The sequence below is a fragment of the Cupriavidus sp. FW305-26 genome, assembly GCF_058787975.1.
Map to the genome: position 1 here is coordinate 1 of NZ_JBYTAH010000071.1, position 25,615 is coordinate 25,615.

Annotated in this window: 24 protein-coding genes and 1 pseudogene; 15 read left to right on the forward strand and 10 right to left on the reverse strand. The window is 68.1% G+C overall.

What is annotated here, in order from left to right; all coding sequences use genetic code 11:
• Positions 1–70 precede the first annotated feature (70 nt).
• Genes AC3WQZ_RS28900 through AC3WQZ_RS28920 form a run of 5 tightly spaced genes read left to right on the forward strand, consistent with a single transcriptional unit; the run spans position 71 to position 4,910 of the window.
• Positions 71–1,228 carry an AI-2E family transporter gene (locus AC3WQZ_RS28900; RefSeq protein WP_010811543.1) on the forward strand — a complete coding sequence of 386 codons (1,158 nt, stop codon included), beginning with the start codon at positions 71–73 and terminating at the stop codon, positions 1,226–1,228.
• A complete protein-coding gene (locus AC3WQZ_RS28905; RefSeq protein WP_010811542.1) occupies positions 1,228–1,917 on the forward strand; it encodes a paraquat-inducible protein A in 690 nt (229 codons plus the stop codon). The genes AC3WQZ_RS28900 and AC3WQZ_RS28905 overlap by 1 nt, the downstream gene beginning before the upstream one ends.
• Positions 1,914–2,666 carry a paraquat-inducible protein A gene (locus AC3WQZ_RS28910; RefSeq protein ID WP_011614651.1) on the forward strand — a complete coding sequence of 251 codons (753 nt, stop codon included), beginning with the start codon at positions 1,914–1,916 and terminating at the stop codon, positions 2,664–2,666. Before AC3WQZ_RS28905 ends, AC3WQZ_RS28910 begins: the two co-directional genes overlap by 4 nt.
• Positions 2,653–4,308: a PqiB family protein gene (locus AC3WQZ_RS28915; protein WP_010811540.1), complete on the forward strand. Its 1,656-nt coding sequence runs from the start codon at positions 2,653–2,655 to the stop codon at positions 4,306–4,308. The genes AC3WQZ_RS28910 and AC3WQZ_RS28915 overlap by 14 nt, the downstream gene beginning before the upstream one ends.
• A complete protein-coding gene (locus tag AC3WQZ_RS28920; RefSeq protein WP_011614649.1) occupies positions 4,305–4,910 on the forward strand; it encodes a PqiC family protein in 606 nt (201 codons plus the stop codon). Before AC3WQZ_RS28915 ends, AC3WQZ_RS28920 begins: the two co-directional genes overlap by 4 nt.
• On the opposite strand, the gene AC3WQZ_RS28925 is transcribed toward AC3WQZ_RS28920, so the two are convergent.
• Positions 4,907–5,467 carry a nucleoside 2-deoxyribosyltransferase gene (locus AC3WQZ_RS28925; protein WP_174549465.1) on the reverse strand — a complete coding sequence of 187 codons (561 nt, stop codon included), beginning with the start codon at positions 5,465–5,467 and terminating at the stop codon, positions 4,907–4,909. The genes AC3WQZ_RS28920 and AC3WQZ_RS28925 overlap by 4 nt on opposite strands.
• A gap of 178 nt (positions 5,468–5,645) precedes the next feature.
• On the opposite strand from AC3WQZ_RS28925, the gene AC3WQZ_RS28930 reads away from it, so the two are divergent.
• The 5 genes from AC3WQZ_RS28930 to AC3WQZ_RS28950 all read left to right on the forward strand — a co-directional run bounded on the left by AC3WQZ_RS28930 (position 5,646) and on the right by AC3WQZ_RS28950 (position 9,303).
• Positions 5,646–6,587, forward strand: a complete 942-nt coding sequence (locus tag AC3WQZ_RS28930; RefSeq protein WP_492301728.1) for a 2-hydroxyacid dehydrogenase — start codon at positions 5,646–5,648, stop codon at positions 6,585–6,587.
• Between the two features lie 71 nt (positions 6,588–6,658).
• Positions 6,659–6,853 carry a DUF1059 domain-containing protein gene (locus AC3WQZ_RS28935; protein WP_492301730.1) on the forward strand — a complete coding sequence of 65 codons (195 nt, stop codon included), beginning with the start codon at positions 6,659–6,661 and terminating at the stop codon, positions 6,851–6,853.
• Between the two features lie 211 nt (positions 6,854–7,064).
• A complete protein-coding gene (gene modA / locus AC3WQZ_RS28940) occupies positions 7,065–7,838 on the forward strand; it encodes a molybdate ABC transporter substrate-binding protein (protein ID WP_010811535.1) in 774 nt (257 codons plus the stop codon).
• An 18-nt stretch (positions 7,839–7,856) separates the two neighbouring features.
• Entirely contained in the window at positions 7,857–8,567 is a 711-nt protein-coding gene (modB, locus tag AC3WQZ_RS28945) for a molybdate ABC transporter permease subunit (protein ID WP_010811534.1), read from the forward strand.
• A 13-nt stretch (positions 8,568–8,580) separates the two neighbouring features.
• Positions 8,581–9,303 carry an ATP-binding cassette domain-containing protein gene (locus tag AC3WQZ_RS28950; protein ID WP_010811533.1) on the forward strand — a complete coding sequence of 241 codons (723 nt, stop codon included), beginning with the start codon at positions 8,581–8,583 and terminating at the stop codon, positions 9,301–9,303.
• Here AC3WQZ_RS28950 and AC3WQZ_RS28955 read toward each other — a convergent pair.
• The 4 genes from AC3WQZ_RS28955 to AC3WQZ_RS28970 all read right to left on the reverse strand — a co-directional run bounded on the left by AC3WQZ_RS28955 (position 9,273) and on the right by AC3WQZ_RS28970 (position 13,691).
• Positions 9,273–9,812: a class IV adenylate cyclase gene (locus tag AC3WQZ_RS28955; protein ID WP_010811532.1), complete on the reverse strand. Its 540-nt coding sequence runs from the start codon at positions 9,810–9,812 to the stop codon at positions 9,273–9,275. The genes AC3WQZ_RS28950 and AC3WQZ_RS28955 overlap by 31 nt on opposite strands.
• 18 nt (positions 9,813–9,830) lie before the next feature.
• Positions 9,831–10,430 carry a LysE/ArgO family amino acid transporter gene (locus AC3WQZ_RS28960; protein WP_058696995.1) on the reverse strand — a complete coding sequence of 200 codons (600 nt, stop codon included), beginning with the start codon at positions 10,428–10,430 and terminating at the stop codon, positions 9,831–9,833.
• 96 nt (positions 10,431–10,526) lie between these two features.
• Positions 10,527–11,321: a TOBE domain-containing protein gene (locus AC3WQZ_RS28965; RefSeq protein ID WP_010811530.1), complete on the reverse strand. Its 795-nt coding sequence runs from the start codon at positions 11,319–11,321 to the stop codon at positions 10,527–10,529.
• A gap of 84 nt (positions 11,322–11,405) precedes the next feature.
• The gene (locus AC3WQZ_RS28970; protein ID WP_439671311.1) at positions 11,406–13,691 is read right to left on the reverse strand and encodes a DUF3141 domain-containing protein; all 2,286 of its coding nucleotides are present in this window, start codon (positions 13,689–13,691) and stop codon (positions 11,406–11,408) included.
• Positions 13,692–13,972: 281 nt separating this feature from the next.
• Between AC3WQZ_RS28970 and AC3WQZ_RS28975 the strand changes: the two are divergent.
• Positions 13,973–14,167: pseudogene (locus AC3WQZ_RS28975) on the forward strand (phosphate acetyltransferase); the annotation flags it as partial.
• Between the two features lie 47 nt (positions 14,168–14,214).
• The gene (locus AC3WQZ_RS28980) at positions 14,215–15,450 is read left to right on the forward strand and encodes an acetate/propionate family kinase (protein WP_454749302.1); all 1,236 of its coding nucleotides are present in this window, start codon (positions 14,215–14,217) and stop codon (positions 15,448–15,450) included.
• Between the two features lies 1 nt (position 15,451).
• Here AC3WQZ_RS28980 and AC3WQZ_RS28985 read toward each other — a convergent pair whose 3' ends face one another.
• A complete protein-coding gene (locus AC3WQZ_RS28985) occupies positions 15,452–16,273 on the reverse strand; it encodes a tyrosine-protein phosphatase (protein WP_454749301.1) in 822 nt (273 codons plus the stop codon).
• A gap of 50 nt (positions 16,274–16,323) precedes the next feature.
• Positions 16,324–16,569 carry a hypothetical protein gene (locus AC3WQZ_RS28990; protein WP_010811526.1) on the reverse strand — a complete coding sequence of 82 codons (246 nt, stop codon included), beginning with the start codon at positions 16,567–16,569 and terminating at the stop codon, positions 16,324–16,326.
• Between the two features lie 436 nt (positions 16,570–17,005).
• Here AC3WQZ_RS28990 and AC3WQZ_RS28995 point away from each other — a divergent pair, with 436 nt between their 5' ends.
• From AC3WQZ_RS28995 to AC3WQZ_RS29005, 3 genes are read left to right on the forward strand one after another with little or no spacing between them, the layout of a single operon-like run.
• Positions 17,006–18,529, forward strand: coding sequence for a DASS family sodium-coupled anion symporter (locus AC3WQZ_RS28995; RefSeq protein ID WP_492301732.1), 1,524 nt, complete (start codon positions 17,006–17,008; stop codon positions 18,527–18,529).
• Between the two features lie 13 nt (positions 18,530–18,542).
• Positions 18,543–19,592, forward strand: a complete 1,050-nt coding sequence (locus AC3WQZ_RS29000) for an Ldh family oxidoreductase (protein WP_010811524.1) — start codon at positions 18,543–18,545, stop codon at positions 19,590–19,592.
• 58 nt (positions 19,593–19,650) lie between these two features.
• A complete protein-coding gene (locus AC3WQZ_RS29005; protein WP_010811523.1) occupies positions 19,651–20,346 on the forward strand; it encodes a transglycosylase domain-containing protein in 696 nt (231 codons plus the stop codon).
• 46 nt (positions 20,347–20,392) lie between these two features.
• Here AC3WQZ_RS29005 and AC3WQZ_RS29010 read toward each other — a convergent pair whose 3' ends face one another.
• From AC3WQZ_RS29010 to tssL, 3 genes are read right to left on the reverse strand one after another with little or no spacing between them, the layout of a single operon-like run.
• Positions 20,393–21,112 carry a TagF domain-containing protein gene (locus AC3WQZ_RS29010; protein WP_010811522.1) on the reverse strand — a complete coding sequence of 240 codons (720 nt, stop codon included), beginning with the start codon at positions 21,110–21,112 and terminating at the stop codon, positions 20,393–20,395.
• Entirely contained in the window at positions 21,109–24,930 is a 3,822-nt protein-coding gene (gene tssM / locus AC3WQZ_RS29015) for a type VI secretion system membrane subunit TssM (RefSeq protein WP_492301734.1), read from the reverse strand. The genes AC3WQZ_RS29010 and tssM overlap by 4 nt, the downstream gene beginning before the upstream one ends.
• A 12-nt stretch (positions 24,931–24,942) precedes the next feature.
• Positions 24,943–25,509 carry a type VI secretion system protein TssL, long form gene (gene tssL, locus AC3WQZ_RS29020; protein ID WP_492301736.1) on the reverse strand — a complete coding sequence of 189 codons (567 nt, stop codon included), beginning with the start codon at positions 25,507–25,509 and terminating at the stop codon, positions 24,943–24,945.
• Positions 25,510–25,615 lie beyond the last annotated feature (106 nt).

Consider the following 25,615-nt stretch of genomic DNA (forward strand, 5'->3'; position numbering starts at 1 on the left):
TCGCCCCACCCAACGTAAGCTATATTTACGCCGTTCCCGTCACACCGACGGGACCAAGGGAGATCCATCCATGAGTTCCGGCCAGTTAATTGAGAAGATCGCAGCCGTCTTCGCACTGATCGTGCTGATCGGCGGCTCGCTGCTGGTGCTCGCGCCGTTCACCACCGCGCTGCTGTGGGGCGCGATCCTGGCCTTCAGCTCGTGGTACCCCTACACGGTGCTGTCGCGCTGGCTGGGCAACCGGCGCAGCCTGGCAGCGTTGATCTGCGTGCTGCTGGCCACCGTGGTGGTGCTGGGTCCGTTCGTCTACGCCGGCGCCAGCTTCTCGGCGCACCTGGACGAGCTGTCCGCGCTGGTTGACCGCTATAGGGAACACGGCATCCCGCAGCTGCCGGCCTGGCTGAGCAGCCTTCCCTATGTCGGCTCCTACCTGCAGAACTCCTGGAACAGCGTCATCAATGCCGATTCCGAGATGGTCGCCAACCTGCGCAAGCTGATCGCCCCGGTTGGCCACATGCTGCTGGGCGCCGGGCTGTCGATCGGCGCCGGGCTGGGCCAGCTGGCGCTGTCGATCATCCTGGCGTTCTTCTTCTACACCGGCGGCGAGCTTGCCATTGCCTGGTTGCGCGCGGGCATGCACCGCATCGCCGGCGAGCGCGCCGACCACCTGCTGGAGCTGGCCGGCAGCACCGTCAAGGGCGTGGTCTACGGCGTGCTGGGCACGGCCTTCATCCAGGCCGTTCTGGCCGGCATCGGCCTGTGGATCGCGGGCGTGCCGGGCGCTGCCATCCTTGGCTTCGTGACCTTCTTCCTGTCGGTGATCCCGGTCGGCCCGCCGCTGGTGTGGCTGCCGGCCGCGCTGTGGCTGTACCACACCGGCGCCACCGGCTGGGCCATCTTCCTGGTGGTATGGGGCGTGGGCGTGGTCAGCATGGCTGACAACATCGTCAAGCCGCTGCTGATCAGCAAGGGCACCGGCATGCCTCTGATCTGGATCATGCTGGGCGTGCTCGGCGGCGCGCTGGCGTTCGGCTTCCTGGGCGTGTTCATCGGCCCGACGCTGCTGGCAGTGGCCTATGCGCTGCTGCGCGACTGGACCATCGGCTCGCAGGCAGAGGTAAAGCAAGACCTGAAGCAGAGCGAGGCACTGGCGGCCGCGCCGCCGGCGCCGGCCGTGGTCGACAACCCCGACGTCCCGCCGGCCACGACCGGCAAGCACCCCGGCTGATGGCAGGACACGACGCGCCCGGCGCGCCCGCCACCCCGGACCTCTCGCCGGCCATGCTGCACCGGCTGGTGGCATGCGAATACTGTGACGCGGTCTACGAACGCACGCCGATCTCGCCCGGCGAGCGCGCGCTGTGCCTGCGCTGCGGCGGCCAGCTCTACCGCGAAAGCCGCCGCCAGTATCAACGGCTGCTGCCGCTGGTGATCACCGCGCTGATCCTGTTCCTGGTCTCAAACGCCTACCCGATCGTCGAGATGGACCTGCAGGGGGTCCGCACCCAGACCACGCTGCTGGGCGCCGTGCAGGCCCTGTACACCGACAAGATGGGGCTGGTGGCGGCACTGGTGTTCGCCACCACCATCCTTTTTCCTCTGTCCGAAATGCTGATGATGGCCTATCTGCTGGTGCCGATGGCGCAGCATCGCATGCCCGCCGGTTTCGACCGCATCGTGCGCGGCATCCGCCAGACCCGGCCCTGGGGCATGATCGAAGTCTTCATGATCGGCGTGCTGGTCACGCTGGTGAAGCTGTCCAGCATGGCGCGCGTGCTGCCCGGCATCGCGCTGTGGTCGTTCGCGGCGCTGGTGATCGTGCTGGCGGCGATGTTGTCGTTCGATCCGCGCGACCTGTGGCGCCATCTGGAAACACCCGATGACAACGCCGCGGCTGCGGGCGAGGAAGGCCGATGACGGAACAGCCGCAACCGCCGACGCAGCGTCCCCGCCAGCCAGGCGGCCGCCTGGCCCGCCCGCGCCAGCTGGCGCGCGAGGTGGTGGCCGAACTCACCGACGACGACGAGCGCAGCCCGCTGCCGCAGGTCCCGACCGCCAGCCGGCTGGGCCTGCTGTCGTGCCACGCCTGCGACCTGGTCAGCCCGCGCACACTGGAGGGCGAGCCCTGCCCGCGCTGCGGCGCCACCCTGCACCATCGCAAGCCCGACAGCCTGGCGCGCACCTGGGCTTTCCTGCTGGCCGCCTTTATCCTCTATATTCCCGCCAACGTGCTGCCGGTAATGGTGACCCAGTCCATCCTCGGCACGCAGCAGGACACCATCCTGTCCGGCGTGATCTACCTGTGGCTGTCCGGCTCGCACATGCTGGCCGGGCTGGTGCTGATCGCCAGCATCATCGTGCCGCTGCTGAAGATGGTGATCCTCACCTTCCTGCTGCTGTCCGTGCATTTCCGCTCGACCTGGCGGATCCGGCAGCAGACCCGGCTGTACGGGCTGGTGGAGGTGATCGGCCGCTGGTCGATGCTCGATATTTTCGTGGTGGCGCTGCTGGCCTCGCTGGTGCGGGCCGGGGCGCTGGCCACCATCATCCCAGGCGGCGGCGCCATGGCCTTCGGCGCGGTCGTGGTCATGACCATGCTGGCCTCGCTCAGCTTCGATCCGCGCCTGCTGTGGGATTCGCTGGAAGACAACAATGCCCGACACTGACAACCAAGCCTCCACACCCTCGGGTTCGCCCCCGCCGGCACCACCGGGCCTGCCGCGGCCAGAACGCCGGCGCCGCGCGCGCTGGCTGCCCTCGCTGGTCTGGCTGATCCCGATCGTCGCCGCGGTGGTCGGCATCTCGCTGCTGGTGCATACGCTGACCTCGCGCGGGCCGGAGATCACGGTCACCTTCCGCACCGCCGAGGGCCTGACGCCCGGCAAGACGGCGGTGCGCTACAAGGACGTCGACATCGGGCTGGTCAAGTCGGTGCGGCTGGCACGCGACCGCTCGCACGTGGTGGCGTCGATCGACCTGACCAAGGACGCCGAGAACTTCGCCGTGGCCGACACCCGCTTCTGGGTGGTGCGCCCGCGCTTTGCGGCCAGCGGCGTGTCCGGGCTGGAGACGCTGCTGTCGGGCGCCTATATCGGCGTGGACGCGGGCAAGTCGAATGAATCCGCGCGCGACTTCAAGGGGCTGGAAGTGCCGCCGGTGGTGACCACCGATGCCTCCGGCAAGCAGTTCGTGCTGCGCGCCTCCGAGCTGGGCTCGCTCGATATCGGCTCGCCGGTCTACTACCGGCGCGTGCTGGTGGGCCAGGTGGTGGCCTACCAGCTCGACCCCAATGGACGCGACCTCACGCTGCGCGTGTTCGTCAACAAACCCTATGACAAGCTGGTTACCGCCGACACACGCTTCTGGCATGCCAGCGGCGTGGACCTGAAGCTCGATGCGGGCGGGCTCAAGCTGTCGACCCAGTCACTGGTGACGGTGCTGCTGGGCGGCGTCGCCTTCCAGGCGCCGGACCACACCACCGCCACCGACGCCGCAGCCGAGAACACGCAGTTCCTGCTGGCCAACGACCAGGCCGAGGCGATGAAGGAGCCGGAAGAACTGGCGCCCACGCTGGCGGTGCTCAATTTCGACCAGTCCGTGCGCGGGCTGTCGCCGGGTGCACCGGTGGATTTCCGCGGTGTAATCGTGGGCCAGGTGCGTTCGATCGGCATCGAGTACCAGCGCGACAAGAAAGCGTTCCGCATGCCCGTGGTGGTGGAGCTGTACCCGTCGCGCATGGGCTTCCGCGAACGCGATGTCGAAGACCGCGAGCGCGCGCGCAAGATCATCCAGGGGCTGCTGCAGCGTGGCATGCGCGCGCAGCTGCGCACCGGCAACCTGCTCACCGGCCAGCTCTACGTGGCGCTCGACTTCTTCCCGAAGGCACCGCCGGCCAAGGTCGACCTGGACGCGCCGATCCCGGAATTCGCCACCACGCCTGGCACCTTCGACCAGCTGCAGGCGCAGGTGGGCGATATCGTCAACCGCATCGACAAGGTGCCGTTCGACCAGATCGGCCAGGACCTGCGAACCACGGTGGCCAGCCTGAACAGGACACTGGCAACCGCCGACAAGCTGGTGCAGCAGCTCAACGGCGACGTTGCGCCGCAGGTGCTGGCCGCGCTGCAGGATGCGCGCAAGACGCTGACCGCGGCCAACGGCACGCTGGCCTCGGACGCGCCGCTGCAGCAGGACACGCGCCGCATGCTGCAGGAGCTGACGCGCACCGCCACGTCGCTGCGCACGCTGACCGATTACCTCGAACGCCACCCTGAAGCGCTGCTGCGCGGCAAGCCGGAGCAAGAATGATGAAGCGCCTTCCTATCACCAGCCTCCTCGCCGGCGCGCTGGCCGCGGCCGTGCTGGCCGGGTGCGCCTCGCCCGAGCCGCGCTACTACACGCTGGCGCAGGGCGCGGTCGCGCCGCTGCCGGCCACGACGACGCCGGCATCGACCAACACGCTATGGCTGGAAGTCGCGCCGGTGCGCGTGCCGGAGCGGCTCAACCGCCCGCAACTGGTGGTGCGCGATGGCGGCGACGCCGGCCTGCGCCTGCTGGACCTGGCGCGCTGGTCCGCGCCGCTGCCCGACGAGCTGCGCGACGCGCTGTCGCAGCGCCTGCAGGCCACGCTGGGCGCGGTCGACACCTACCAGCAGGGGATGTCCGACGTGCAGCCGCTGTACCGGATCACCACGGAAGTGCTGCGCCTGGATGCCGACGTGGGCCAGCGTGCCGGCGCCACCATCAACTGGACCGTGCGGCGGCTGCCTGACGGCAAGGTGGTCAGCGGCCGCACCCAGGCAGAGCTGCCGGCGCCCGGCGCAGTCGATGGCGTCGTGGCGGCGTACCGCGAGATCGTCGCCACCACGGCGGCCGATATCGCGGCCGGGGTGCTGTCGCTGCAGCGCTAGTCGTCGCCCCACGCGGCCGCGTCGCGCTCGCGGCGCGCGGCCGCTTCAGCCGCCCGCCGGTGAATCGCCTCGGCCATCGCCGCCAGGCACTCGGCCGCCCCACCCTGCACCAGCTTCGCCGCACACGCCAGCATCAGGTTCTTGCCCAGCCCGAAATCCTCCACCACGAAGCCGCGCGCATCCAGCGGCGCACCATCCTCGTCGGTGGCCACGGTGACGCGCTCGCGCAGCGTGCCCGCATCCGCGCTGTAGGCCCAGACCGGCTTCTGCAGCGCCACCGCAAAGCCCACCTCGAACGCGGTGCCGGAATCCGGCTCGCCCGGTCCGCGGAAATCGTCGAGGTTGGCCATCACCATGTCGGCGCGCCGCAGCAGCGCAAGATTGGCGTCATAGATCCAGCGCGCGGTGTCGGCGCCCGACAGGCCATCGGGCGCGGATTTGTCGAGCGGATACAGGCCGCTGAAGCCGTGCGCCGCGCACAGCGACTTGAGGTGCTCGCCCCAGGCGCGCGCATCCTTGCGAAAGACGTCGAAGCCAGCCAGGTAGATGGTTTTCATGGCACGTGAAGTGGGGCAACAGGGATCAGGATCGCAGCATAACCCGCCGCCCGCGGGCGCGATACCACCGGCCTGCATGAACATCGCGCAACTTGCGCGCGCACGCTTTGCCAGCTCCCTGCGCATGAGGGGCCCCTTGCGCTACCATTGCCCGTCCCCTCCTTGCATCCCGCATCCCATGCCTGCTCCCCAGATCCTCCAGGTCGGCCCGCTCGCGCCGCGGACCAATGCCACCCTGCAGCAACACTACGGCGCCGCCGCGCTGTGGCAGCAGGCCGATCCGATCGCGTGGGCGCGCAGCGAGGGCCAGCAGGTGCGCGTGGTGGTGACCTCGGCGCGCCACGGCTGCAGCGCGGCGCTGATCGATGCGCTGCCGCGCCTGGAAGCCATCGTCAGCTTCGGCGTGGGCTATGACGCGATCGCGCTGGATGCGGCCCGCGCGCGCGGCATCCAGGTCAGCAACACACCCGACGTGCTCAACGACTGCGTTGCCGACCTGGCCTTCGGGCTGCTGCTGGACGCGGCGCGCGGCATCGCCCATGGCGACCGCTTCGTGCGCGCCGGGCGCTGGCCGCAGGGCGGCTTCCCGCTGACCACGCGCGCGTCGGGCAAGAAGCTCGGCATCCTCGGGCTGGGCCGCATCGGCGAGATCGTGGCGCGCCGCGCGCAGGGCTTCAACATGGAGATCGCCTACAACAACCGCCGCCCGCGCGAGGGCGCGCCGTGGCGCTTCGAGCCGGACCTGAAGGCGCTGGCGACATGGGCCGACTTCCTCGTGGTGGCCACCGTCGGCGGGCCGTCGACGGCCGGGCTGGTATCGCGCGAGGTCATCGACGCCCTCGGGCCCAGGGGCATCCTGGTCAATGTGTCGCGCGGCAGCGTGATCGACGAGGCGGCAATGGTCGAGGCTCTGGTTGACGGGCGCCTGGGCGGCGCCGGCCTGGATGTGTTCCAGGACGAGCCCAACGTGCCGCCCGCACTGATGGCACTGGACAATGTCGTGCTGGCGCCGCACATGGCCAGCGGCACGCATGAAACGCGCGCCGCCATGACCGCGCTGACGCTGCAGAACCTGGATGCATTCCTGGCTGACGGCAGAGTGCTGACGCCAGTGCTGTAGACGGCTACCGCCGTGCCTATACTGGATGCACCGGCTCCAGCCCACTCTGCGGGCCGGCGTCAGGAGGCATCATGGCACGCAAGTTTATCGATTGCCGCGAGTTCCCGAGCGAAACCCACTGCACGGTGGCAATGAGCGCCGACAGCGAAGACGAACTGCTCGAAGCCGCGGTCCAGCACGCGGTAGCGGTGCACCAGCATCAGGACACCCCTGAGTTGCGCACCCAGTTGAAGTCATTGTTCAAGGATGGCATGCCGCCGGCGTGAAACCGGCACGGCTGGCGCCCGGGGGCGCCGGCTCCCACCACTGGGGCTCATTCGCAGTCCCTGATACAGCACTTAAGCCACGTCGAATACCCATGACGGCCGTCATGGCGCATCATTGACGTAGCGCTATATACAGACGTATATTGCGCGTGACAGTCCACCCGCACAGGCCTTGCCACACATGCCGGCTGGCCGATTCCCGAGGATTCCGATGTCTGCCCTCCGTTCCTGCCGCCGCGGGTTCCTGCTGGCCGCTTGCGTCGCCACGCTGGCGCTGGCCGCGCCGCCTGCCTTTGCCGCCGACCTGGTGGTGTCCGCGGCATCCAGCCTGACCAATGCCTTCAAGTCGCTGGCCGAGTCGTTCGAGCGCGCCCATCCCGGCACGCACGTGGTGCTGAACTTCGGCGCGTCCGACGTGCTGATGCAGCAGATCATCAAGGGCGCGCCGGCCGACGTGTTTGCCTCGGCCGACCAGGAGGCAATGAACAAGGCCGAGGCCGAGAAGGTGATCGCGCCGGCCTCGCGCCGCAACTTCGCCGCCAACCAGGTGGTGCTGATCGTGCCCGCGGACAGCAAGCTGGCCATCGCCTCGCTGCAGGACCTGACCCGCCCGGAAGTGAAGCGCATCGCCTACGGCAACCCGGCCTCGGTGCCGGTGGGCCGCTACACCCGCGGCGCGCTGGAAGCGGCCGGGCTGTGGGACGCCGTGGCCGCCAAGGGCGTGCCGGCGCAGAACGTGCGCCAGAGCCTGGACTACGTCGCGCGCGGCGAAGTCCAGGCCGGCTTCGTCTTTGCCACCGACGCCGCGGTGATGCCGGACAAGGTCAAGGTGGCCGTGCGCGTGCCAAGCCGCACGCCGGTGACCTACCCCATCGCCATCACCGGCCAGACGCGCCAGCAGAAGGAAGCGGCGCAGTTCGTCGACTACGTCGCCTCGCCGGAAGGCCAGGCCATCCTGTCGCGTTTCGGCTTCCAGAAGCCCTGACGGAACGCTGCGCGCACCATGGACGCCGTCTGGGTACCGCTGCTGCTGTCGCTGAAGGTGGCCGGCTGGGCCACCGCGCTGAATGCCGTGCTCGGCGTCGGCGCGGCCTGGGCGCTGGCGCGCTGGCGCTCGCCGCTGCGTGACGTGGTCGATGCGGTGCTGACGCTGCCGCTGGTGCTGCCGCCCACGGTGCTCGGCTATTACCTGCTGGTGCTGGTCGGGCGCCGTGGCGTCTTCGGTGAGTGGCTGGCGCGCCTGGGCATCGAACTGGTCTTCACCTGGCAGGGCGCGGTGCTGGCCTCCACCATCGTCGCCTTCCCGCTGGTGCTCAAGTCAGCGCGCGCCGCCTTTGAAGGCGTGGACCATCAGCTGGAAAACGCCGCCCGCGTGCTGGGCGTGCCCGAAGCCGGCATCTTCTTCCGCGTCACGCTGCCGCTGGCCGCGCGCGGCATCATCGCCGGCGTGCTGCTGGCCTTTGCCCGCGCGCTGGGCGAATTCGGCGCCACGCTGATGATCGCCGGCAACCTGCCCGGACGCACGCAAACGCTGTCAGTCGCCATCTATGAGGCGGTGCAGGCCGGCGACGACAACACCGCCAACCTGCTGGTGCTGGTGACCTCCGTCACCTGCGTGCTGCTGCTGGTGGTCGCCGGGCGCCTGGTGCCGGCCGCCGCGCGCAATCCCGCTGAACTCTATGAACGCCGGCGCCTGCGCCCGCGCATCCGCTAAGCCGGGACCCGCCATGAGCATGCACGTCAGCATCCGCAAGCAGATGGTCTCGGCCGACCGCCACTTTGCACTGGATATCGATTTCGATTCGACCAGCCGGCGCATTGCGCTATTCGGACCCTCGGGCGCCGGCAAGAGCCTGACGCTGCGCGCCATCGCCGGCCTGCTGGCACCGGACAGCGGCCGCATCGTGCTGAACGGCCGCACGCTGTTCGATGCCGACGCTGGCATCGACGTGCGCCCGCAAGAGCGCCGGGTGGCCTACCTGTTCCAGGAATACGCGCTGTTCCCGCACCTGACCGTGGGCCAGAACATCGCTTTCGGCCTGTCGCGCGGCTGGCGCAACCCGCGCCGCGGCGCCGTGCATCCGGAAGCGCAGCGCTGGATCGACGCCTTCGGCCTGGCCGACATCGTCGGCAACTACCCGGCGGAGATCTCCGGCGGCCAGAAGCAGCGCGTGGCACTGGCGCGCGCGCTGGTGGCGCAGCCCGACATCGTCTTGCTGGATGAACCCTTCTCCGCGCTCGACCCCGCGCTGCGCGCGCGCATGCGCGCGGAGTTGCGCACGCTGCAGGCCAGCCTGGATGTGCCGATGCTGGTGATCTCGCACGATCCCGCCGATGTCGAGGCGCTGGGCGACCACGTGCTGGAAATCCGCGAGGGCCGCATCTTCGGCAGCGGCACCAGCCGCCACCATCCGCCGGTCTACGCGCCGGTGTCGGCGCGCGTGGCCTGAGCCGCGCGCAGCAGGTCGACGTAAGCGCCTTCAATCAGGTTGGACGCGGGAATGCCCAGCCGCGCCAGCAATGCGTGGGCTTCGGCCACGCCGTTCTCCAGGCGCTCGTCTTCGGCCAGCACCACTTCCAATTCCAGGAAATCGCCAAGGTCCTCGACCCGGTCCAGGTGCACGCGCGTGCGGCCAGCCAGGTACAGCGTGCGCAGCTTGCGCACCCGCCCGCCCTCGCCATGCGCCGCGGCCAGCGCCGCGCGCAGGGTATCCGGCGATCGCGTCGGCGACAGGATATAGAAGCTCTCCTTCGGCCCCGCCTCGTCGGCACGCGCATAGAAGATCAGCTCGCCGCGGTCGGGCGCAAACTCGCGCAGCTTGAGCCGGCCGTTGACACAGGGGAAGAAGGTATCGTCCTGGCGGATGTATTCGGGACCGCTGTCGGCCAGCGCTGCCGCATGCGGCAACACGGCTTCGATACTGTCAATGCGGGCCTTGATCTCGACGTTTCTTGGCATGCGTCTGTCTCCTTGCAATCAGCCCAGCAGCAGCCGCGCGGCAATCACCCACATGGTGATGCCGATCACCACTTCCAGCACCTGCCACGCACGCGACCGCGCAAACACCGGCCGCAGCAGCGCCGCGCCATAGCCCAGCGAAAAGAAGAACAGGAACGACGCGGTCATGGCACCCGCGGCGAACTCGCGCGCGTTCCCTGCGAACTGCGTCGACACCGAACCGATCAGCATCACCGTATCGAGATACACATGTGGATTGAGCCAGGTGAACGCCAGGCACACCGCCAGCGCGGCCCCAAGCGGCCGCGGCGCGGCGTCGCCGGGATCCAGCACCGCGTTCGAGCGCCACGCGGCCAGGAAGCTGCGCGCGCCATACCAGATCAGGAAAGCCGCGCCGCCGTAGCGCATCGCCGCACCCAGCCAGGGCAGCTCGCGGATCATCACGGCAAAGCCGGAAACGCCCAGCAGGATCAGCAGCGCATCGGAAAGCGCGCACACCAGGCAGACCCAGAACACATGCTCGCGCCGCAACCCTTGTCGCAGCACGAAAGCATTCTGGGAACCGATGGCAAGAATCAGGGAAAGACCGAGGGAGAAGCCGGCCAGGGCGGCGTGCATTGGATGTGGAACGGCTGTTTTTTTGGGTGGCTATTATTGCACGCCGGGGGCAGCCGCCATGCCCGCCCATCTTCCCATTCCTGCCGCAGGACTACCTCACGCCACTACACCCAGGATCACGCTTGACGCCTTGAACACCGCCAGCGCAGCCACCCCCACCTGCAGCCCCAGCGCTTCCACACTGCCATTGGTCACGATCGCCGCAACCGTACCGCCGCCGTCGAGTTCGATCACCACCTCGGCATTCACCGCACCCGGCATCACGCGCGACACCACGCCCGGCAGCTGGTTGCGCGCCGACAGCCGCATCCCCGGATCGGGCAGCCCCACCAGCACCGAAGATGCCTTGATCAGCGCAAACGCCTCCGCGCCCTCGGCCAGGGCCAGCGTCTCGACGCTTTCATGCGTGATGGTGGCAACGATCTGCTGCCCGCCGGGCAGTTCCAGCACGACCTCGTCATTGACCGCGCCGCCGCGCACGCTGGCCACGCGCCCGAACAGCTTGTTGCGTGCACTGGTCTTGATCATCATTCGCCTCATCAGGTGGATATCGTCGGCCGCCCCCTCGCCCAAGAGCGACAGCTGTGCGACAAAGCGCTGGTGTTCGCCTTCCAGCGCACGATAGGTGCGGATCAGTTGCTCGCCGCGCGCGGTCAGGTGCGTGCCGCCGCCGCCCTTGCCCCCGGCGGCGCGCACCACCAGCGGCTCGCCCGCGCTGTTGTTCATGGCATCGATGGCGTCCCACGCGGCCTTGTAGCTGATGCCGACCGCGCGCGCGGCTGCGGTGATCGAGCCGTGTTCGCCGATGGCGGCGAGCAGCGCGATGCGGTCCTTGCCGCCCCAGTCTTGCGAGCCGGAGCGGAACCAGATGGCTCCCTGAAGTTCAAGCATGGATGTCGGGTGCCGGTGGCCGGCACCGCAATGGAGTCCGAGACGCGGCTATGGTAATCCGAATTGCGGATCGGTCCGGCGCACTCAGTCCTGGTGCGCGGCCTCATCCCCCTTGGCTGAGTCGGCAACCTCGCGCGGATGACCCGTCCCCATCACTTCGGCGACTTCGCGATAGCGCCCCAGCCGCTCGCCTGACAGCGGGCCGCCGACCGTCATCACGCGATGCGCCGCCACCATCAGCTTGCGGCGGGTCTCGCGGTCCGGCACCAGTGCCGGCAGCGCCCGGATCGCGCGCTGCGGATCCAGCCTGACGATAAAGCTCTGCTGGCGCACCGCGGTCTTGAACGCGGCCAGGTCGGCCTGGCCGCCGGATTGCCCGGTGGCTTGCTGCTGTTCGCGCGCGATACGACGCAGCAGGTTGAACGGCCGCTCCTCGATGGCGCTGGGGCGATCGGCAACGTAGGCCAGCACGCGCACAAAGGCCTCCAGCGTGCCACCCTGCCCGATCGCCGCCTCGGCATCATGCAGCCGGCGCGCGGCCAGCTCCTTGCGCAGCGCCACAGTCACGGGCGACTCCAGGTTGACCGGCGCCGGCGCGCGCAGCCCCACCAGCGCCGCCATCGCCGGCGAAGCGTAGATCGCCTCGAAGGCCCGCTCGTACCAGGCATCGCGCAGGTCGCGGAACTGGTCGAGCGCGCTGACGATCTGCGCCGAGGCCGCGTGCTCCAGCGTCAGCAGCGGATTGTCCGCCGATACCGGCGCGCGATGCTCGCGCACCAGCGGCGCCAGCGCGCCGATCCACGCCATCCATGGGTTCACGTCGGTCGCCAGCTCGCGCTCCAGCCGCGCGGGATGCAGCGCGCGCAGCCACTGCGCGCTCAATTCGTTGGACATGGCGCGTACCCACGGCGAGGCGAAGGTGTCGTAGATATGCTGGTTGACCTCGGCCACGCGCCGCACCACCTCGAAGGCGCGCTCGTCGTCGCGGCCGTCGTCCAGCGCCAGGATGTCGGCAATGCCGCGGCGCTCGAAGCGCATCAGGTAGCGCCCTTCGACCAGGTCGCGGTGCCGCAGGTCGGGCGCGACGTCTTCGATCTTCGCCTCGTACAGGCCCGGCGGCAGCACGTCGATCAGGTCCAGTGCGCAGAACAGTTCGCTGTGCTCGCGGTTGGCCACGCCCGCGGAGACAAAAATGCCGAGGTGGCCCACGGTCGGGTGCAGGCAGTAGACGATCACCTGGTCGTTGGCGACCAGTTCCTCATCGCTCGCGTACAGGTCCGGGATCCAGTTCAGCGCCTGCTGCGGCGGCGTAATGTTGTCTCCCCAGGAGGCAAAGATGATCACCGGCGAGCGCACGTTGCGCAGGTCCACCACGGTCTTGCCGTCGGTGCTGCGCACCTCGCCCGCGGTGAGCCGGTTGCCGACGAACAGCTTCTGCACGATCCAGTCGATCTCGGCGCGGTTCATCAGGAAGTGGCCACCCCACCAGCGCTCGAAGTCGAGGAAGCGCGGGCCTTCGGTGTCGGCCTTCGCATAGACGTCGTAGAGCTTCTCCCACAGTGTATTGGCGGGATTGAGCTGTTCGAAGTTCTCCACCAGCCAGGCGCCGTCGAAGCGGCCATTGCCCAGGTCAGCAATCAGCGAGGCCAGCCACGAACCGCCCAGCAGGCCGCCGCTGTAGCGCATCGGGTTGCGCCCGCGCACGCCGGACCAGTACGCCAGCGGCGCGCCGGCCAGCAGCAACGGGCCGGTGCGCTCCGGCGCCACCGCGGCCAGCATCATCAGCGCCCAGCCAGCCTGGCAGTTGCCGATGATGAAGGGCTTGCCCGGTGCATCCGGGTGGCGCTCGCCAACGATCTGCAGGAAGGCAGCCTCGGCGCGCGCCACCGATTCGATGGTCTGGCCCGGGCAGGGCTCGTAGAAGAAGGTGATGAAATAGCACGGATGACCGGTGCGCAGCGCGATGCCGATCTCGCTGTCGGCCTTGAAACCGCCGATGCCGGGGCCGTGGCCTGCGCGCGGGTCGATCACTACGAAGGGGCGCAGGGCGGGATCGGTCGGGCTGTCCGCCGGCGGCACGATGCGCAGCAGCGCGTAGTTGGCGGGTTCAGGCAACTGGCGGCCATCGGCCAGCAGCTCGTGCTCGAACACCAGCACGGGCGGCATGCCCTCAAGCTCATGCTCGGCGGACTCGTTGCCGCGCTGGCGCAGGATGTCGAGCAGCAGCACGGTGCGCTGCCATGCGTCCAGGGCGTATTCCAGCGCCGGCTGTGCCAGTGCCGCGAACGGGTTGGCGTGCGCGGACAGACTGGTAGCGGTCGAGGTGGCGCTGCTGTCCCGCGGCAGGTCGGCGCGTTCGCGTGCGGTCATTCCACTCCCCTGGTTGGCGCCCCGTCCGGCGTATCCGCGCGCTTGGCGGCGCGGCCGGAGTGACGCATGTTGCTCTGCAACAAAACCAAGCGTACCAGCCGCTGCCCTGCGGTGCAACCCAGAGACTGGTTGCGCGCAATGCCACACTGTTAGCGCGCCGCGCGGTCATCGACTGGAAAGAATCGTCGCCTATACTGGCGCAGGGCACTTTGCGCACCGCAGCAATCGCGGCACCCGCGCGCGGCCGGCGGGCTGCGCACCGGGCGGCGCCTGTCACAAGGGAAGCGGGCAATATGCTGGCCAAGCAGCTGACCTTCCTGGCCGGCGCCGAAGCCGCCGGCATCGTGCTGGGCGCGCGCGTTCCCATCATCCTCACCAGCCGGGCCGACAGCGTACGCGCGCGCATCGGCAGCTGCGCCATTGCCGTGCTGCTGGCCCATGCGCGCCGCAGCGCCGCAGCCGCGGCGCAGGTCTGAGCCATGCCCGTGCAGCCCTTGCGCAACCACTTGGGAGTCCATCCAGCGTGCCCGCCATCCACCCCGCCGTGCATCCCGTCATCCTCGTTGTCAACGCCGGCTCATCCAGCGTCAAGGTCTCGGTCTACGCCGTGCCCGACGCCGCGCATGGCAATGCCGACATCAACCCGGTGCTGAGCGCGCACGGCCAGATCGAGGGCATCGGCGTGGCGCCGCGCCTGACCGCGCGCATGGCCGACGGGCGCGTGGTCGCCGACGAGACCTTCCCGCAGGCCCAGGTGGCCGACCACGACGCCGCCTTCCGCCTGGTGCGGCTGGTACTGAGCGTGGGCCTGCGCGACAACCCGCCGGTGGCGATCGGCCATCGCGTGGTGCATGGCGGTGCCGACTATGCGCAGGCCGTGCGCATCGACGACGAGGTGATCGCAAAGCTGGAAGCGCTGGTGCCGCTGGCACCGCTGCACCAGCCGCACAACCTGACTGCAATCCGCGCGGTGCGCGAGGCTGTGCCGGACCTGCTGCAGGTGGCCTGCTTCGACACCGCCTTCCATGCCGGCCACGACGTGCTGGCGCAGCTGATGGCGCTGCCCTACGCGTACTACGAGCGCGGCATCCGGCGCTATGGCTTCCATGGGCTGTCGTACGAGTACATCGCGCGCCGGCTGCGCCAGGTCGCGCCCGACCTGGCCGAGGGCCGCGTGATCGTGGCCCACCTGGGCAACGGCGCCAGCCTGTGCGCCATGCGCGACGGCCGCAGCGTGGAAAGCACCATGGGCCTGACCGCGCTCGACGGCCTGCCCATGGGCACGCGCTGCGGCTCGGTCGATCCCGGCGCGCTGCTGTGGCTGGCGCAGCAGGGCATGAAGCCGGCCGAGATCCAGACGATGCTGTACCAGGAATCCGGGCTGAAGGGACTGTCAGGCGTGAGCAGCGACATGCGCGCGCTGCTGGCCAGCGATGCGCCGCGCGCGCGGCTGGCGCTGGACTTCTACGCCTACCGCGCCGCGCAGGAGATCGGCAAGCTCGCCACCACGCTGGGCGGCCTTGACGCGCTGGTGTTCACCGCGGGCATCGGCGCCAACTCGCCGCCGGTGCGCGCACGCATCTGCGAACACCTGGCGGGGCTGTTCGGCATCGCGCTCGACGGTGGCGCCAACGGCGAGAACAGCCAGCGCGTCAGCCGCGACGACAGCCGCGTGCCGGTGCTGGTGCTGCCGACCGATGAAGAAGGGATGATTGCGCTGAACACCGCCCGCATCCTGCGCGAATGCGGGCAGCTCTGAGTCAGCCTGCCAGGTAGTGCCCGCGCAGCTGCGCGACGTCCACTTCGAGCGCCTCGCGCAGGTAGTTGTCGACGCTGCCCCAGCCCGCGTCGATGGCCTGCATCGACGCATCGAGATAGCTGGCGCGGACTTCCAGCAGCGGCGTCATCACCGCGGGGGCCACGCCAAGCCCGGCCATGCGCGCCAACGCAGTCTGGTTGAACTGCGCATTGCGCTGGTTCGACTCCAGGTAGTTGGCCAGGATATCGTCCTGCGCCACGCCCAGCGCCGCCAGCAACAGCAGTGCGGCAAAGCCGGTGCGGTCCTTGCCGGCGGTGCAGTGGAACAGCAGCGTCTTGCCGCCTTGCGCGGTACGCATGAAGCCGGCAAAGGCCTCGCGGTAGCGCACCGGGAAGTCGCCGTAGACCTCCAGCATGAAGGCATCCATCTGTGCCGGCGTGCTGGCGCGCAGGCGCGGCATCAGCACATCCATCGCCATGCTGCCCTCCAGCACGGGCGCCGCCACCCAGTGGAAGCGCTGGCCGAAGGCGGCCTCTTCAGGCGACTTCTCGCCGGGCGAACGGAAATCCACCACCATGTCGAGCCCGAGCGTCTGCAGCCGCTCCAGGTCCGCCGCGCTGGCCAGCGCGGGGTTGCCGCTGCGGTACAGGCGCCCCTGGCGCACGCGGCGTCCGCCCGCGCCGGCCAGGCCGCCCAGGTCGCGCGCATTGCTGATGGTGTCGAATGCCAGGTCATGCCGGCCCTGCACGCTGGCCGCGGCCGGAGCCTGCGGCACGACGGCATGGGCGGACAGGCATCCTGCGCGTTGAAGCCACTTGATCATTGTTCTTTCCTGATTGTCCTTGCGATGCAGGCCGATGCTGTGCCGGCGCATCAGCGCGCGCGGTACGCCGGCACATGCCAGCGCAGGTGGCAGCCGGCGATATAGCGCCGGTCCAGCCGCGCCACCAGCTTCCACACCGTCAGCGCACTGGCATCGATATCGACCCACGCCCACGGGTGCTTCGGGTCGCCCGCTTCCACCAGTTCCACCGAACGGATCTTCGCATACCGCGCCAGCGCCTCGCGCAGTGCCGCCGCGTCCAGGCCTGCTTTCAGTCCACGTACTAAAACCTTCATGGTCGGCTCCAATTATTTCAGATCACTCCTGCTCATGCATCACCCGGCCGGGGCCATGGTGGCGCGCTTGCGCACACACACCGCCGCCAGACCTTATGTGGCGAGCTTCTCACTGGTATGACGCCTGCGGCGGCGCGGGTATCCATTGATCACACGTGGACTTGATCTTGCTCATGGCGGGCGGAAATAGCTTGGAATCGCCCTCGACAGGGCCGGCTGCCGGTCGGAAAATTCCTATCATGTCGAACGCGGCGGCCACGCCAGCAGCGAGGCCGCTCCGGGCACGCCGCACACGGATGCCGTCTCGCGACCGACACCTGCCTGTCCTGCCGGCCGCGCTGTCCCAGCGCCGGCGCGCCGCACTGTCTGCCGAGAGCCGTCCGAGCCAGGTGCACCCGGGTACCGAGCAGGATCACCAACCAAAAGGATGCCGGCAATGACAGATACTTCCGCCTCCCCCCCTTCCGCCCCTTCCGCCGCGGCTGCACAGGCTGTCGTGCCGGCGCCGAAACTCACGCTGCACTGGGGCCTGTTCGCCGCCGTTGCTGCGCTGCTGGTGGTGCTGGCGATCCCGCAGCCCGAGGGGCTGACCGTCGCCGGCCAGCGCATGCTGGCGATCCTCGCCTTCGCCATCGTGGTGTGGATCACCGAGGCGGTGTCATATGAGACCAGCGCCATCATGATCACCTCGCTGATGGCGGGGCTGATCGGCTTTGCGCCGACCGTCAACGACCCCTCGGTGCAGTACGGCACCTCGAAGGCGCTCGGCATGGCGCTGGCGGGGTTCTCCAACACCGCGCTGGCACTGGTCGCCGCGGCGCTGTTCATCTCCGCGGCGATGACCGTGACCGGGCTGGACCGGCGCATCGCGCTGGTGACGCTGTCTGCCATTGGCACCAGCACGCGCCGCATCCTGATCGGCACGATCGCCGTCACCATCGCGCTGAGCCTGGTGGTGCCCAGCGCCACCGCGCGCAGTGCCTGCGTGGTGCCGATCATGATGGGCGTGATCGCCGCCTTCGGCGTCGACAAGAAGTCCAATATCGCCGCCGGCATCATGATCACGGTGGCGCAGGCCACCAGCATCTGGAACGTCGGCATCCAGACCGCCGCGGCGCAGAACCTGCTGACGGTGGGCTTCATGGACAAGCTGCTGGGCGAGCGCATCACCTGGCTGCAATGGCTGATCGCGGGCGCGCCATGGGCCATCGCAATGTCGGTGGTGCTGTATTTCCTGGTGCGCTTGCTGCTGCCCGCCGAAACCGACGCCATCCCCGGCGGCAAGGAAGCCGTGCAGCGCGAGCTGTCGGCCCTCGGCCCCATGAGCGCGCCGCAGAAGCGGCTGGCCGCGGTATCGCTGGGCCTGCTGCTGTTCTGGGCCACCGAAGGCAAGCTGCACAGCTTCGACACCGCCACCGTGACCTTCGTCGGCCTGGTGATCCTGATGATGCCGCGCATCGGCGTGATGGACTGGAAGACCATGCAGCAACGCACGCCGTGGGGCACGCTGATCGTGTTCGGCGTCGGCATCAGCCTGGGCACGGCGCTGCTGTCCACCAACGCCGGCCAGTGGCTGGGGCAGTTCGTGGTCACGCATTCCGGACTGGCGGCGCACGGCGCGCTGCCGGTGTTTGCGATCCTGTCGGCCTTCCTGATCCTGATCCACCTGGGCTTTGCCAGCGCCACCGCGCTGACCGCGGCACTGCTGCCGATCCTGATCGCGGTGCTGCAGACACTGCCCGGCGACATCAACCGCGTGGGCATGACCATGCTGCTGGGCTTTACCGTCAGCTTCGGCTTTATCCTGCCGATCAACGCGCCGCAGAACATGGTGTGCCTGGGCACGGAAACCTTCAACGGCCGCCAGTTCGCGCGCATCGGCATCCCCGTGACGATCATCGGCTACGCCATGATGCTGCTGTTCGCAGCCACCTACTGGCGCTGGCTGGGCTGGGTCTGAGGAGGTACGAACCATGAAGATCTCCCTCACCAGCGCCCGCCAGCTTGCCCGCGACATCCTCGCCGCGCAGCAGGTGCCCGCCGACATCGCTGACGACGTGGCCGAGCACCTGGTCGAATCCGACCGCTGCGGCTATATCAGCCACGGCCTGTCGATCCTGCCCAACTACCGCACCGCCCTCGACAGCCACAGCGTCAACCCGCAAGGCCGCGCCAAATGCGTGCTGGACCAGGGCACGCTGATGGTGTTCGACGGCGACGGCGGCTTCGGCCAGCACGTGGGCAAGTCCGTGATGCAAGCAGCGATCGAGCGCGTGCGCCAGCATGGCCACTGCATCGTCACGCTGCGCCGCTCGCACCATCTCGGCCGCATGGGCCACTACGGCGAGATGGCGGCCGCCGCCGGCTTTGTGCTGCTGAGCTTCACCAACGTGATCAACCGCGCGCCGGTGGTAGCGCCGTTCGGCGGCCGCGTGGCGCGGCTCACCACCAACCCGCTGTGTTTCGCCGGCCCGATGCCCAACGGGCGGCCGCCTCTGGTGGTGGACATCGCCACCAGCGCGATTGCCATCAACAAGGCCCGTGTGCTGGCCGAGAAAGGCGAGCCGGCGCCCGAAGGCAGCATCATCGGCGCCGACGGCAACCCCACCACCGACGCGTCAACCATGTTCGGCGAACACCCCGGCGCGCTGCTGCCCTTTGGCGGCCACAAGGGCTACGCACTGGGCGTTGTGGCCGAGCTGCTGGCGGGCGTGCTGTCCGGCGGCGGTACCATCCAGCCAGACAATCCGCGCGGCGGCGTGGCCACCAACAACCTGTTCGCGGTGCTGCTCAATCCCGCGCTGGACCTGGGCCTGGACTGGCAGAGCGCCGAGGTCGAGGCGTTCGTGCGCTACCTGCACGACACACCGCCGGCGCCGGGCGTCGACCGCGTGCAGTACCCCGGCGAGTACGAGGCCGCCAACCGGGCGCAGGCCAGCGACACGCTAAACATCAACCCGGCCATCTGGCGCAATCTTGAGCGCCTGGCGCAGTCGCTCAACGTGGCCGTCCCCACGGCCTGAAGATGCCGCCTGCGGCGGGACTCGCACCCTGCCGCACACGGCTGGCACAATACGTGCCATGAAAAGACTCTGGTCCGCCTTCATCAAGCTGCTGGTGCTCGCCGTGATCGGCGGCGCGCTGCTGGCTGCCATCGCCATCCTGGCCGCCAACCGGCAGCTGCCGTCGCTCGACGCCCTCACCGCCTTCCGCCATACGCCCGACTACGTGCCCATCGGCAAGATCCCGCGCGAGCTGACCGGCGCCGTGGTGGCGATCGAGGATGAGCGCTTCTACGTGCATGACGGCATCGACTACATCGGCGTCGTCCGTGCCGGCGTTGCCAACCTGTCGGACGAGCTGTCGCAGGGGGCATCGACCATCACCATGCAGGTGGCACGCAATTTCTACCTGTCGCGGGACAAGACCTATACCCGCAAGCTGTACGAGGTGCTGCTTTCATACCGGATTGAAAAGGCGCTGACCAAGGACGAGATCCTGGAGTTGTACATGAACAAGATCTACCTGGGCCAGGGGGCGTACGGCTTTGCCGATGCGGCGCGGACTTACTTTGGCAAGCGGCTGGATCAGTTGACGCTGGCTGAGTGCGCGATGCTTGCCGGGCTCCCCAAGGCGCCGTCGGCTAATAATCCGGTGGCGAATCCGAGGCGGGCGCGGCAGCGGCAGGTTTATATCCTGCAGCGGATGCTGGAGCTTGGACGGATCTCGCGAGGAGAGTATGACGGGGCATTGCTGGAGCCGTTGAGGCTGAGGTAAGCCGTCGGTAATGGCGCTGGCAGAAAATTCCCCCCTGGAGGAAGGATCAGAGTCCGGCCACGATTCGGCGAATGGAAGCAACGCCGTCAATCTCGATAGCGCAGTGGGCAGCGGACTGCCAAACGCTGCCAAGGCTGCCATCGCGCAACAGGCCCGGGGGCCAGTCGTCTCGCGTTGACTTTGGCCCGATAACGCCGTCGCCTGAAGCGCCAGGCCGGGATGCATCGGCCAGCCGCCTGAGCGAACGCTGGACACGCTCACGCCAGCCTGGCCGATGGCGGGCCCAGAGGGCATCGACCGCCGCGGCCAGGCCGGTGCGGTCCGCCGTGTGTGTGTGGCCGTGCACGATTTGCACCAAATCGGTAAGCCACTGTGCGGGCGCGGCAAGGATATGACCGGCCCATTGCGCGCTCGCGGCCTGCCAGACCACCAGCGGATAGCGGCGCCCAACCCGGTCATGCGATGCAGCCAAGACACCGAGCAGGTAGCTGCTTTCGCTGGGAAACTGCAGGCCGTGCGGGCGCAGGATGAAGAGGCATGGTTCAGACGGGCGCAAGCGGGACTGAACCGAGAGACTGGGCGGGGTGAGGTGCAGCCAATGCCGGACGCCGCCGCCCGCGGAATGCGACGCCGCCCTCGCCAGGAGTTCGCCGTCCCGATGATCGAACCAGCTCCGCCACGCCTGCACCTGGTCCAGCGGCGCATTGTGGCGGACAAAGTCTCCCAGCGCGGGCAGCTTGCCGAAAATCGACGGCGCCGTGATCACCCGGATCTCCCGGGACACTGGAAGCCCTGCAGCAGCCCGCTGGTCCAGGGGTTGGCGAGGCTGCCGGTATTGATATCGAGCTTCGCCCTGCGGCCGTCGAAGTCATATTCGGCCATGAAGTGGCTGGCGCTAGCGGAGCCGGCGAGCCTGCCCTTGGCAATCACCCGCATCAGGGCCCACGGGCCGTTGGCGGCCAGCGTCGAGGTATCCGGACGAATCCGGGGGCTGGCAGTGATCTCGGCCCCTTGCCCGCCCCGCGGTCCCGGCCAGGTCACCTTGAGCGGGATGACCGGACCGTGCACGTAACGCTGGCTCTGTCCGTCGAAGTCCATGTTCAGCTCGACGATTTCGGGATCGAGTTCGACCACCTTCAGGTCGACCTTCCAGGCCATCTTCTTCGCTCCCGGATCCCGGAAGAACACTTCCCGGATTTCCCTGGCGCGCTGGAACGGCACCAGACTCGGGCCAGCCACGGGCGGCACGTCGGGGGCGGTCAGCTTGTAGCGCCAAGGCGAGATGGTGGTATCCACGTGCGGCGCCAACACCTTCTGGAAAAAGTCGTCCAACACTCCGCCCGCGGCGAAGACGCGTGCAAAGTCTTCCGGGTCCACGTCCTGCATCGACGTCGGCGTGAACGGATACTTGCCGTCGATGGCGCCGCGGCAGCTCTCGCCGATGACGGCGTCCATCTGCGCAATCAGGATATCGCCAACACCCTTGTTGACGTCCCTGGCGCCCTGCACGACCAGGTCGGTCAGCACCGCCTTGAAGGGCGCCGGCAGCTTCGCCGCCTCCATGCGCAACTGCTCGCCTGCATCCGCGGGCGGCGGCAGGTTCCGGGTGCTCAGCGCGTTATTGGCCACTACCAGACTGGTGTAGTAAGCATTGACGATGCCGGCAATCGTATCCAGTTGCGGCTTGCCGGCGGTGTCCCGCGTGCCTGGCGCCGCCGCGTCGGCCTGGCCGGTAACCACTTCGCGCAGCGCGGCGAAGCGGCTATCGACCAGCTCGCGTTCCTGACGGGCCTCGGCACGCACGCTCAGTGCACTGGCTTTGTCGGCCTTCTTGTCCAGCGCTGACAACGCCTTCTCCGCAAGGGACTTTTCCTCGGGCTCGAGCGTGCGGCTGAGCGTCGTTTCTTGCACCGCGGCCCTGCCCAGCCGGGCAAGCGGTGAATCCGGCGCGGCAAAGTTGCGCAGGATCTCCAGGTCAAAGGCCAGGTTGCTTCCCGTCACGGTCCGGATGTCACCCAGAAACTTCTCCCAGTTCCGGGCATATTCGCTCAGGTAAAGGCGCCGGATCTCGCGCGTGAGCGGATCATTGCCCGTGAGCCGGCCGACGGCATTGTCAGCCGTTTTTTTTTGAGCGCCAGGCCCTGTTCCACGCCCCATCACCCAAATGTCGACCGCCTGCGCCCTGCCGACAAACTCCGGCAAACGGACATTGAACAGGTCGTGGTAGCCGGCATAGGTAAAAAGCCCCGGAATACCGCGCTCCAGCGGCTCGCCGCTGGCCCGGGTAAAGACCGTGCCGGCCTGGGGACCGACCGCGCGCACCAGCGTGAAATCCTGCGGTGCCTCTTCCATCATGGCCGCCTTGGCGCGGTCATACAGGCGTTCGACCGAGGTATCGCTGTCCAGGAAATCGCGCGCCGAGCGGATCAGTGCCTCGTTCTTTGCGTAGGGCGACAAGACCGGCCGGCTGCCATCGAGCAGGCTGTCCAGATGCTCCAGCACCGCCACGCGGCCACCAAAGGCATCCGCCCCGTTGCCCGTCGCCCAGTCGCTGCGCACCCAGCTACGCACGTCGGATGCGTTGAACTTGTCCTTGTCATGCAGCATCAGGTAGACCCGCAGCGTGTCGTAGGCCTGCTTGGCGTCGCGCTGACTGACCGCCGTTGACAGCACCGCTTCGACCCGGCGCACCAGGTACGGCACCAGCAGGTTGTCCTGCAACCTGGTATGGGTCAAGGTCGCGGCGCCCAGCACCGGCACCACGCTGTACAGGCCGTAGCGCCAATCAGCAGAAGGATTGACCAGATCCAGGCCGGCGTAGGCAGGCAGGTCGCGGGCCGCTCCCAACACCTCCGGCATCGCATCAGGCTGCGGCTTCTTGTAAAACGCCGTTACCGTGGCGGCCAGCGCCTTGGCTTTCTCCTGCACCACCGCCAGATAGCTGCGATTGTCGCCAAAGCTCATATAGAGCGCTCCGGCTAGCCACAGGGAAATGACCAGCACCAGCGCATGGCCAAACAGGCGCAACAGGCGGAAGCGGAACTCCCAGCGCAGGTTCGGCTTCACCAGGTGCGCCTCGGGCACGATGATGCGCTTGAAGACGTCCTGCAGGAAGTAGCTGCGGTTGCCGGTTGACTTTTCCGCGACGGCGGCGTCCTGGGCGCCAGACTTCCCGTTGCCACGCACCCGCCGGATCACGGTGCTCGCATCCGCGACGATCGCTTCCCCGGTTTGCGCCGCACTGGTGAAATACACGCCGCGCAACATGGAATTCCGCTCGGTGTCGTCATAGCGCGAGTCAAGGAATACCTGCTCCAGCATCGCGACAAGCGGCTCCGTCACGCTCGCGAACTCGTCGCTCAGCGCGTAGAGCGCCCGGCGTCGGGCCAGATCGAACTCCTCATACAGCCGTCCGACCTGCCCGGCTTCCAGCCGCTCCACCAGCGCCCACATCTCCTCACGGCACTGCGCAACAACATCGATTGCTGGCTGTCCCCGCCGCCGCTTTCCCGCAACCGGAAAGGTGAACCCCAAAGGCTGGGCACGGCCTTCGCTGGTCAGGTACTGGCAATAGTCCGTGAAGCCGGCAAGCTGATCAACCTTGGTCACCAGCACGTAGACAGGAAACTGGATGCCCAGTTCCTCGCGCAGTTCGGCCAGGCGCGCCCGAATCCTGGCCGCTTCGATCACCCGCTCCTCTTTGGAGTGCCGAAGCAGGTCCTCCACGCTGATCGTCACCAGCGTGCCGTTGATCGGGGCGCGGGCGCGATATTTTCGCAGCAGGCCGAGGAATCCCTTCCATTCTGCCGGGTCGATCGCCGAACCCGCTTCCTGCGCCGTATAGCGGCCTGCCGTGTCGATCAGAACCGCCTCATTGGTGAACCACCAATCTGCCTGCTCGGTGCCATCCCGTGCGCGAGCCGCCGCACTCATCTGACCCGCGATAGGGAATTGCAGTCCGGCGTTCAGCAACGCCGTCGTCTTGCCGGCCCCCGGCACGCCAACCATCATGTACCAGGGTAGTTCATAGAGGTAGCGGCGGCCTTCGAACAGGCGACCGACCCGGCTGCCGCTACGCATGCCCTTGAGTTGCCGCAGGGCAGTCTGAATCGCCGTGTTCAGCCTGGCGATTTCATCCTTGGCCACAACCTCCTCGCGCTTCCCGCCAAAGTTCAGCAGGCTCTCGACAAAAGTCTTGTCCGTGCGTGCGCGCTGCCAAAGCAGGTACAACACATAGACGACGAACACGAGCACAATCGCCGCGATCAGCAGAATGCGGACTGAGCTCGACTCCAGCGGATGGCTGGCGCCAATCGCAAGCAACGGCCCCGCATGCCAGATCAGCAGACACAGCGCGGCGAGGCCTGTCGTGGAGACCGGCCAGCCAAGCAACCAGAACAGCGTCGTTGCCAGCAACAGCACCATGAGCGTGACGCGCGCGCCGATGCCCGCCAGCGGATGCATGCCACTGAACCCGAGCAGCGGCCCGATGAACCAGATAGCTGCCGCGACCATGAGCACGGCAATGAGCGCGAGCGTCTGCCGGGAGAACAGCACAGCGCCGATACGTTTCAGAAATTCCATGCCTGACCCCGATTACGGCGTTACAACGATTTCGACCCGGCGATTCCTTGCCCGGGCGGCTGGCGTCTTGTTGTCGGTAAGCGGCTCCGAATCGCCCTTGCCAATCGCTTCGAGCCGATTCTTTGCGACGCCCTTGCTGGCCAGGTACTCTGTCACGGTCGCAGCACGCTCTTCCGACAGCACCTGGTTTGACGGGTACTTCGCCGTCTTGATGGGAACGTTGTCGCTGTGGCCGACCACGGTCACCTTCCCGGATACCTTGTTGATTTCTCCGGCAACCTTGTCCAGCAACGGCAGGACCTTGTCGCTGACCTCGGCGCGGCCACCGCCGAACATGTCATCCCCGCGGAACGTGACGGCACTGCGGGTCGCATCCTCCTGTACGCTGACAACCCCACGCGCAATCTCATCCTTGAGCAACTCGGCGAGGCGCAGCGCCTTGGGCGGCTCCGGCGGTGTTGCCTTGCCGATGGCGAGGATTTGCTGTTCGAGATCGTGGGTGCGGAACAAGAGTTGGTACTTGTACCAGGCAAACTGGCCAAAGACCGCCAGTGCCAGCACCGACGCCGTGACCCACACCGGCACTGTGCGAAGCAGGCTGAGGCGCCCGGCGTCCGCGCCGCGCCAGTGTGGCGACAGGTCGCGGGGGGGGGGGGGGGGGGGGGGGGGGGGGGGGGGGGGGGGG

Coding starts and splice junctions, on each gene's coding strand:
- AC3WQZ_RS28900 (WP_010811543.1), top strand. CDS start 71: ATGAGTTCCGGCCAGTTAATTGAGAAGATCGCAGCCGTCTTCGCACTG.
- AC3WQZ_RS28905 (WP_010811542.1), top strand. CDS start 1,228: ATGGCAGGACACGACGCGCCCGGCGCGCCCGCCACCCCGGACCTCTCG.
- AC3WQZ_RS28910 (WP_011614651.1), top strand. CDS start 1,914: ATGACGGAACAGCCGCAACCGCCGACGCAGCGTCCCCGCCAGCCAGGC.
- AC3WQZ_RS28915 (WP_010811540.1), top strand. CDS start 2,653: ATGCCCGACACTGACAACCAAGCCTCCACACCCTCGGGTTCGCCCCCG.
- AC3WQZ_RS28920 (WP_011614649.1), top strand. CDS start 4,305: ATGATGAAGCGCCTTCCTATCACCAGCCTCCTCGCCGGCGCGCTGGCC.
- AC3WQZ_RS28925 (WP_174549465.1), bottom strand. CDS start 5,467: ATGAAAACCATCTACCTGGCTGGCTTCGACGTCTTTCGCAAGGATGCG.
- AC3WQZ_RS28930 (WP_492301728.1), top strand. CDS start 5,646: ATGCCTGCTCCCCAGATCCTCCAGGTCGGCCCGCTCGCGCCGCGGACC.
- AC3WQZ_RS28935 (WP_492301730.1), top strand. CDS start 6,659: ATGGCACGCAAGTTTATCGATTGCCGCGAGTTCCCGAGCGAAACCCAC.
- modA (WP_010811535.1), top strand. CDS start 7,065: ATGTCTGCCCTCCGTTCCTGCCGCCGCGGGTTCCTGCTGGCCGCTTGC.
- modB (WP_010811534.1), top strand. CDS start 7,857: ATGGACGCCGTCTGGGTACCGCTGCTGCTGTCGCTGAAGGTGGCCGGC.
- AC3WQZ_RS28950 (WP_010811533.1), top strand. CDS start 8,581: ATGAGCATGCACGTCAGCATCCGCAAGCAGATGGTCTCGGCCGACCGC.
- AC3WQZ_RS28955 (WP_010811532.1), bottom strand. CDS start 9,812: ATGCCAAGAAACGTCGAGATCAAGGCCCGCATTGACAGTATCGAAGCC.
- AC3WQZ_RS28960 (WP_058696995.1), bottom strand. CDS start 10,430: ATGCACGCCGCCCTGGCCGGCTTCTCCCTCGGTCTTTCCCTGATTCTT.
- AC3WQZ_RS28965 (WP_010811530.1), bottom strand. CDS start 11,321: ATGCTTGAACTTCAGGGAGCCATCTGGTTCCGCTCCGGCTCGCAAGAC.
- AC3WQZ_RS28970 (WP_439671311.1), bottom strand. CDS start 13,691: ATGACCGCACGCGAACGCGCCGACCTGCCGCGGGACAGCAGCGCCACC.
- AC3WQZ_RS28985 (WP_454749301.1), bottom strand. CDS start 16,273: ATGATCAAGTGGCTTCAACGCGCAGGATGCCTGTCCGCCCATGCCGTC.
- AC3WQZ_RS28990 (WP_010811526.1), bottom strand. CDS start 16,569: ATGAAGGTTTTAGTACGTGGACTGAAAGCAGGCCTGGACGCGGCGGCA.
- AC3WQZ_RS28995 (WP_492301732.1), top strand. CDS start 17,006: ATGACAGATACTTCCGCCTCCCCCCCTTCCGCCCCTTCCGCCGCGGCT.
- AC3WQZ_RS29000 (WP_010811524.1), top strand. CDS start 18,543: ATGAAGATCTCCCTCACCAGCGCCCGCCAGCTTGCCCGCGACATCCTC.
- AC3WQZ_RS29005 (WP_010811523.1), top strand. CDS start 19,651: ATGAAAAGACTCTGGTCCGCCTTCATCAAGCTGCTGGTGCTCGCCGTG.
- tssM (WP_492301734.1), bottom strand. CDS start 24,930: ATGGAATTTCTGAAACGTATCGGCGCTGTGCTGTTCTCCCGGCAGACG.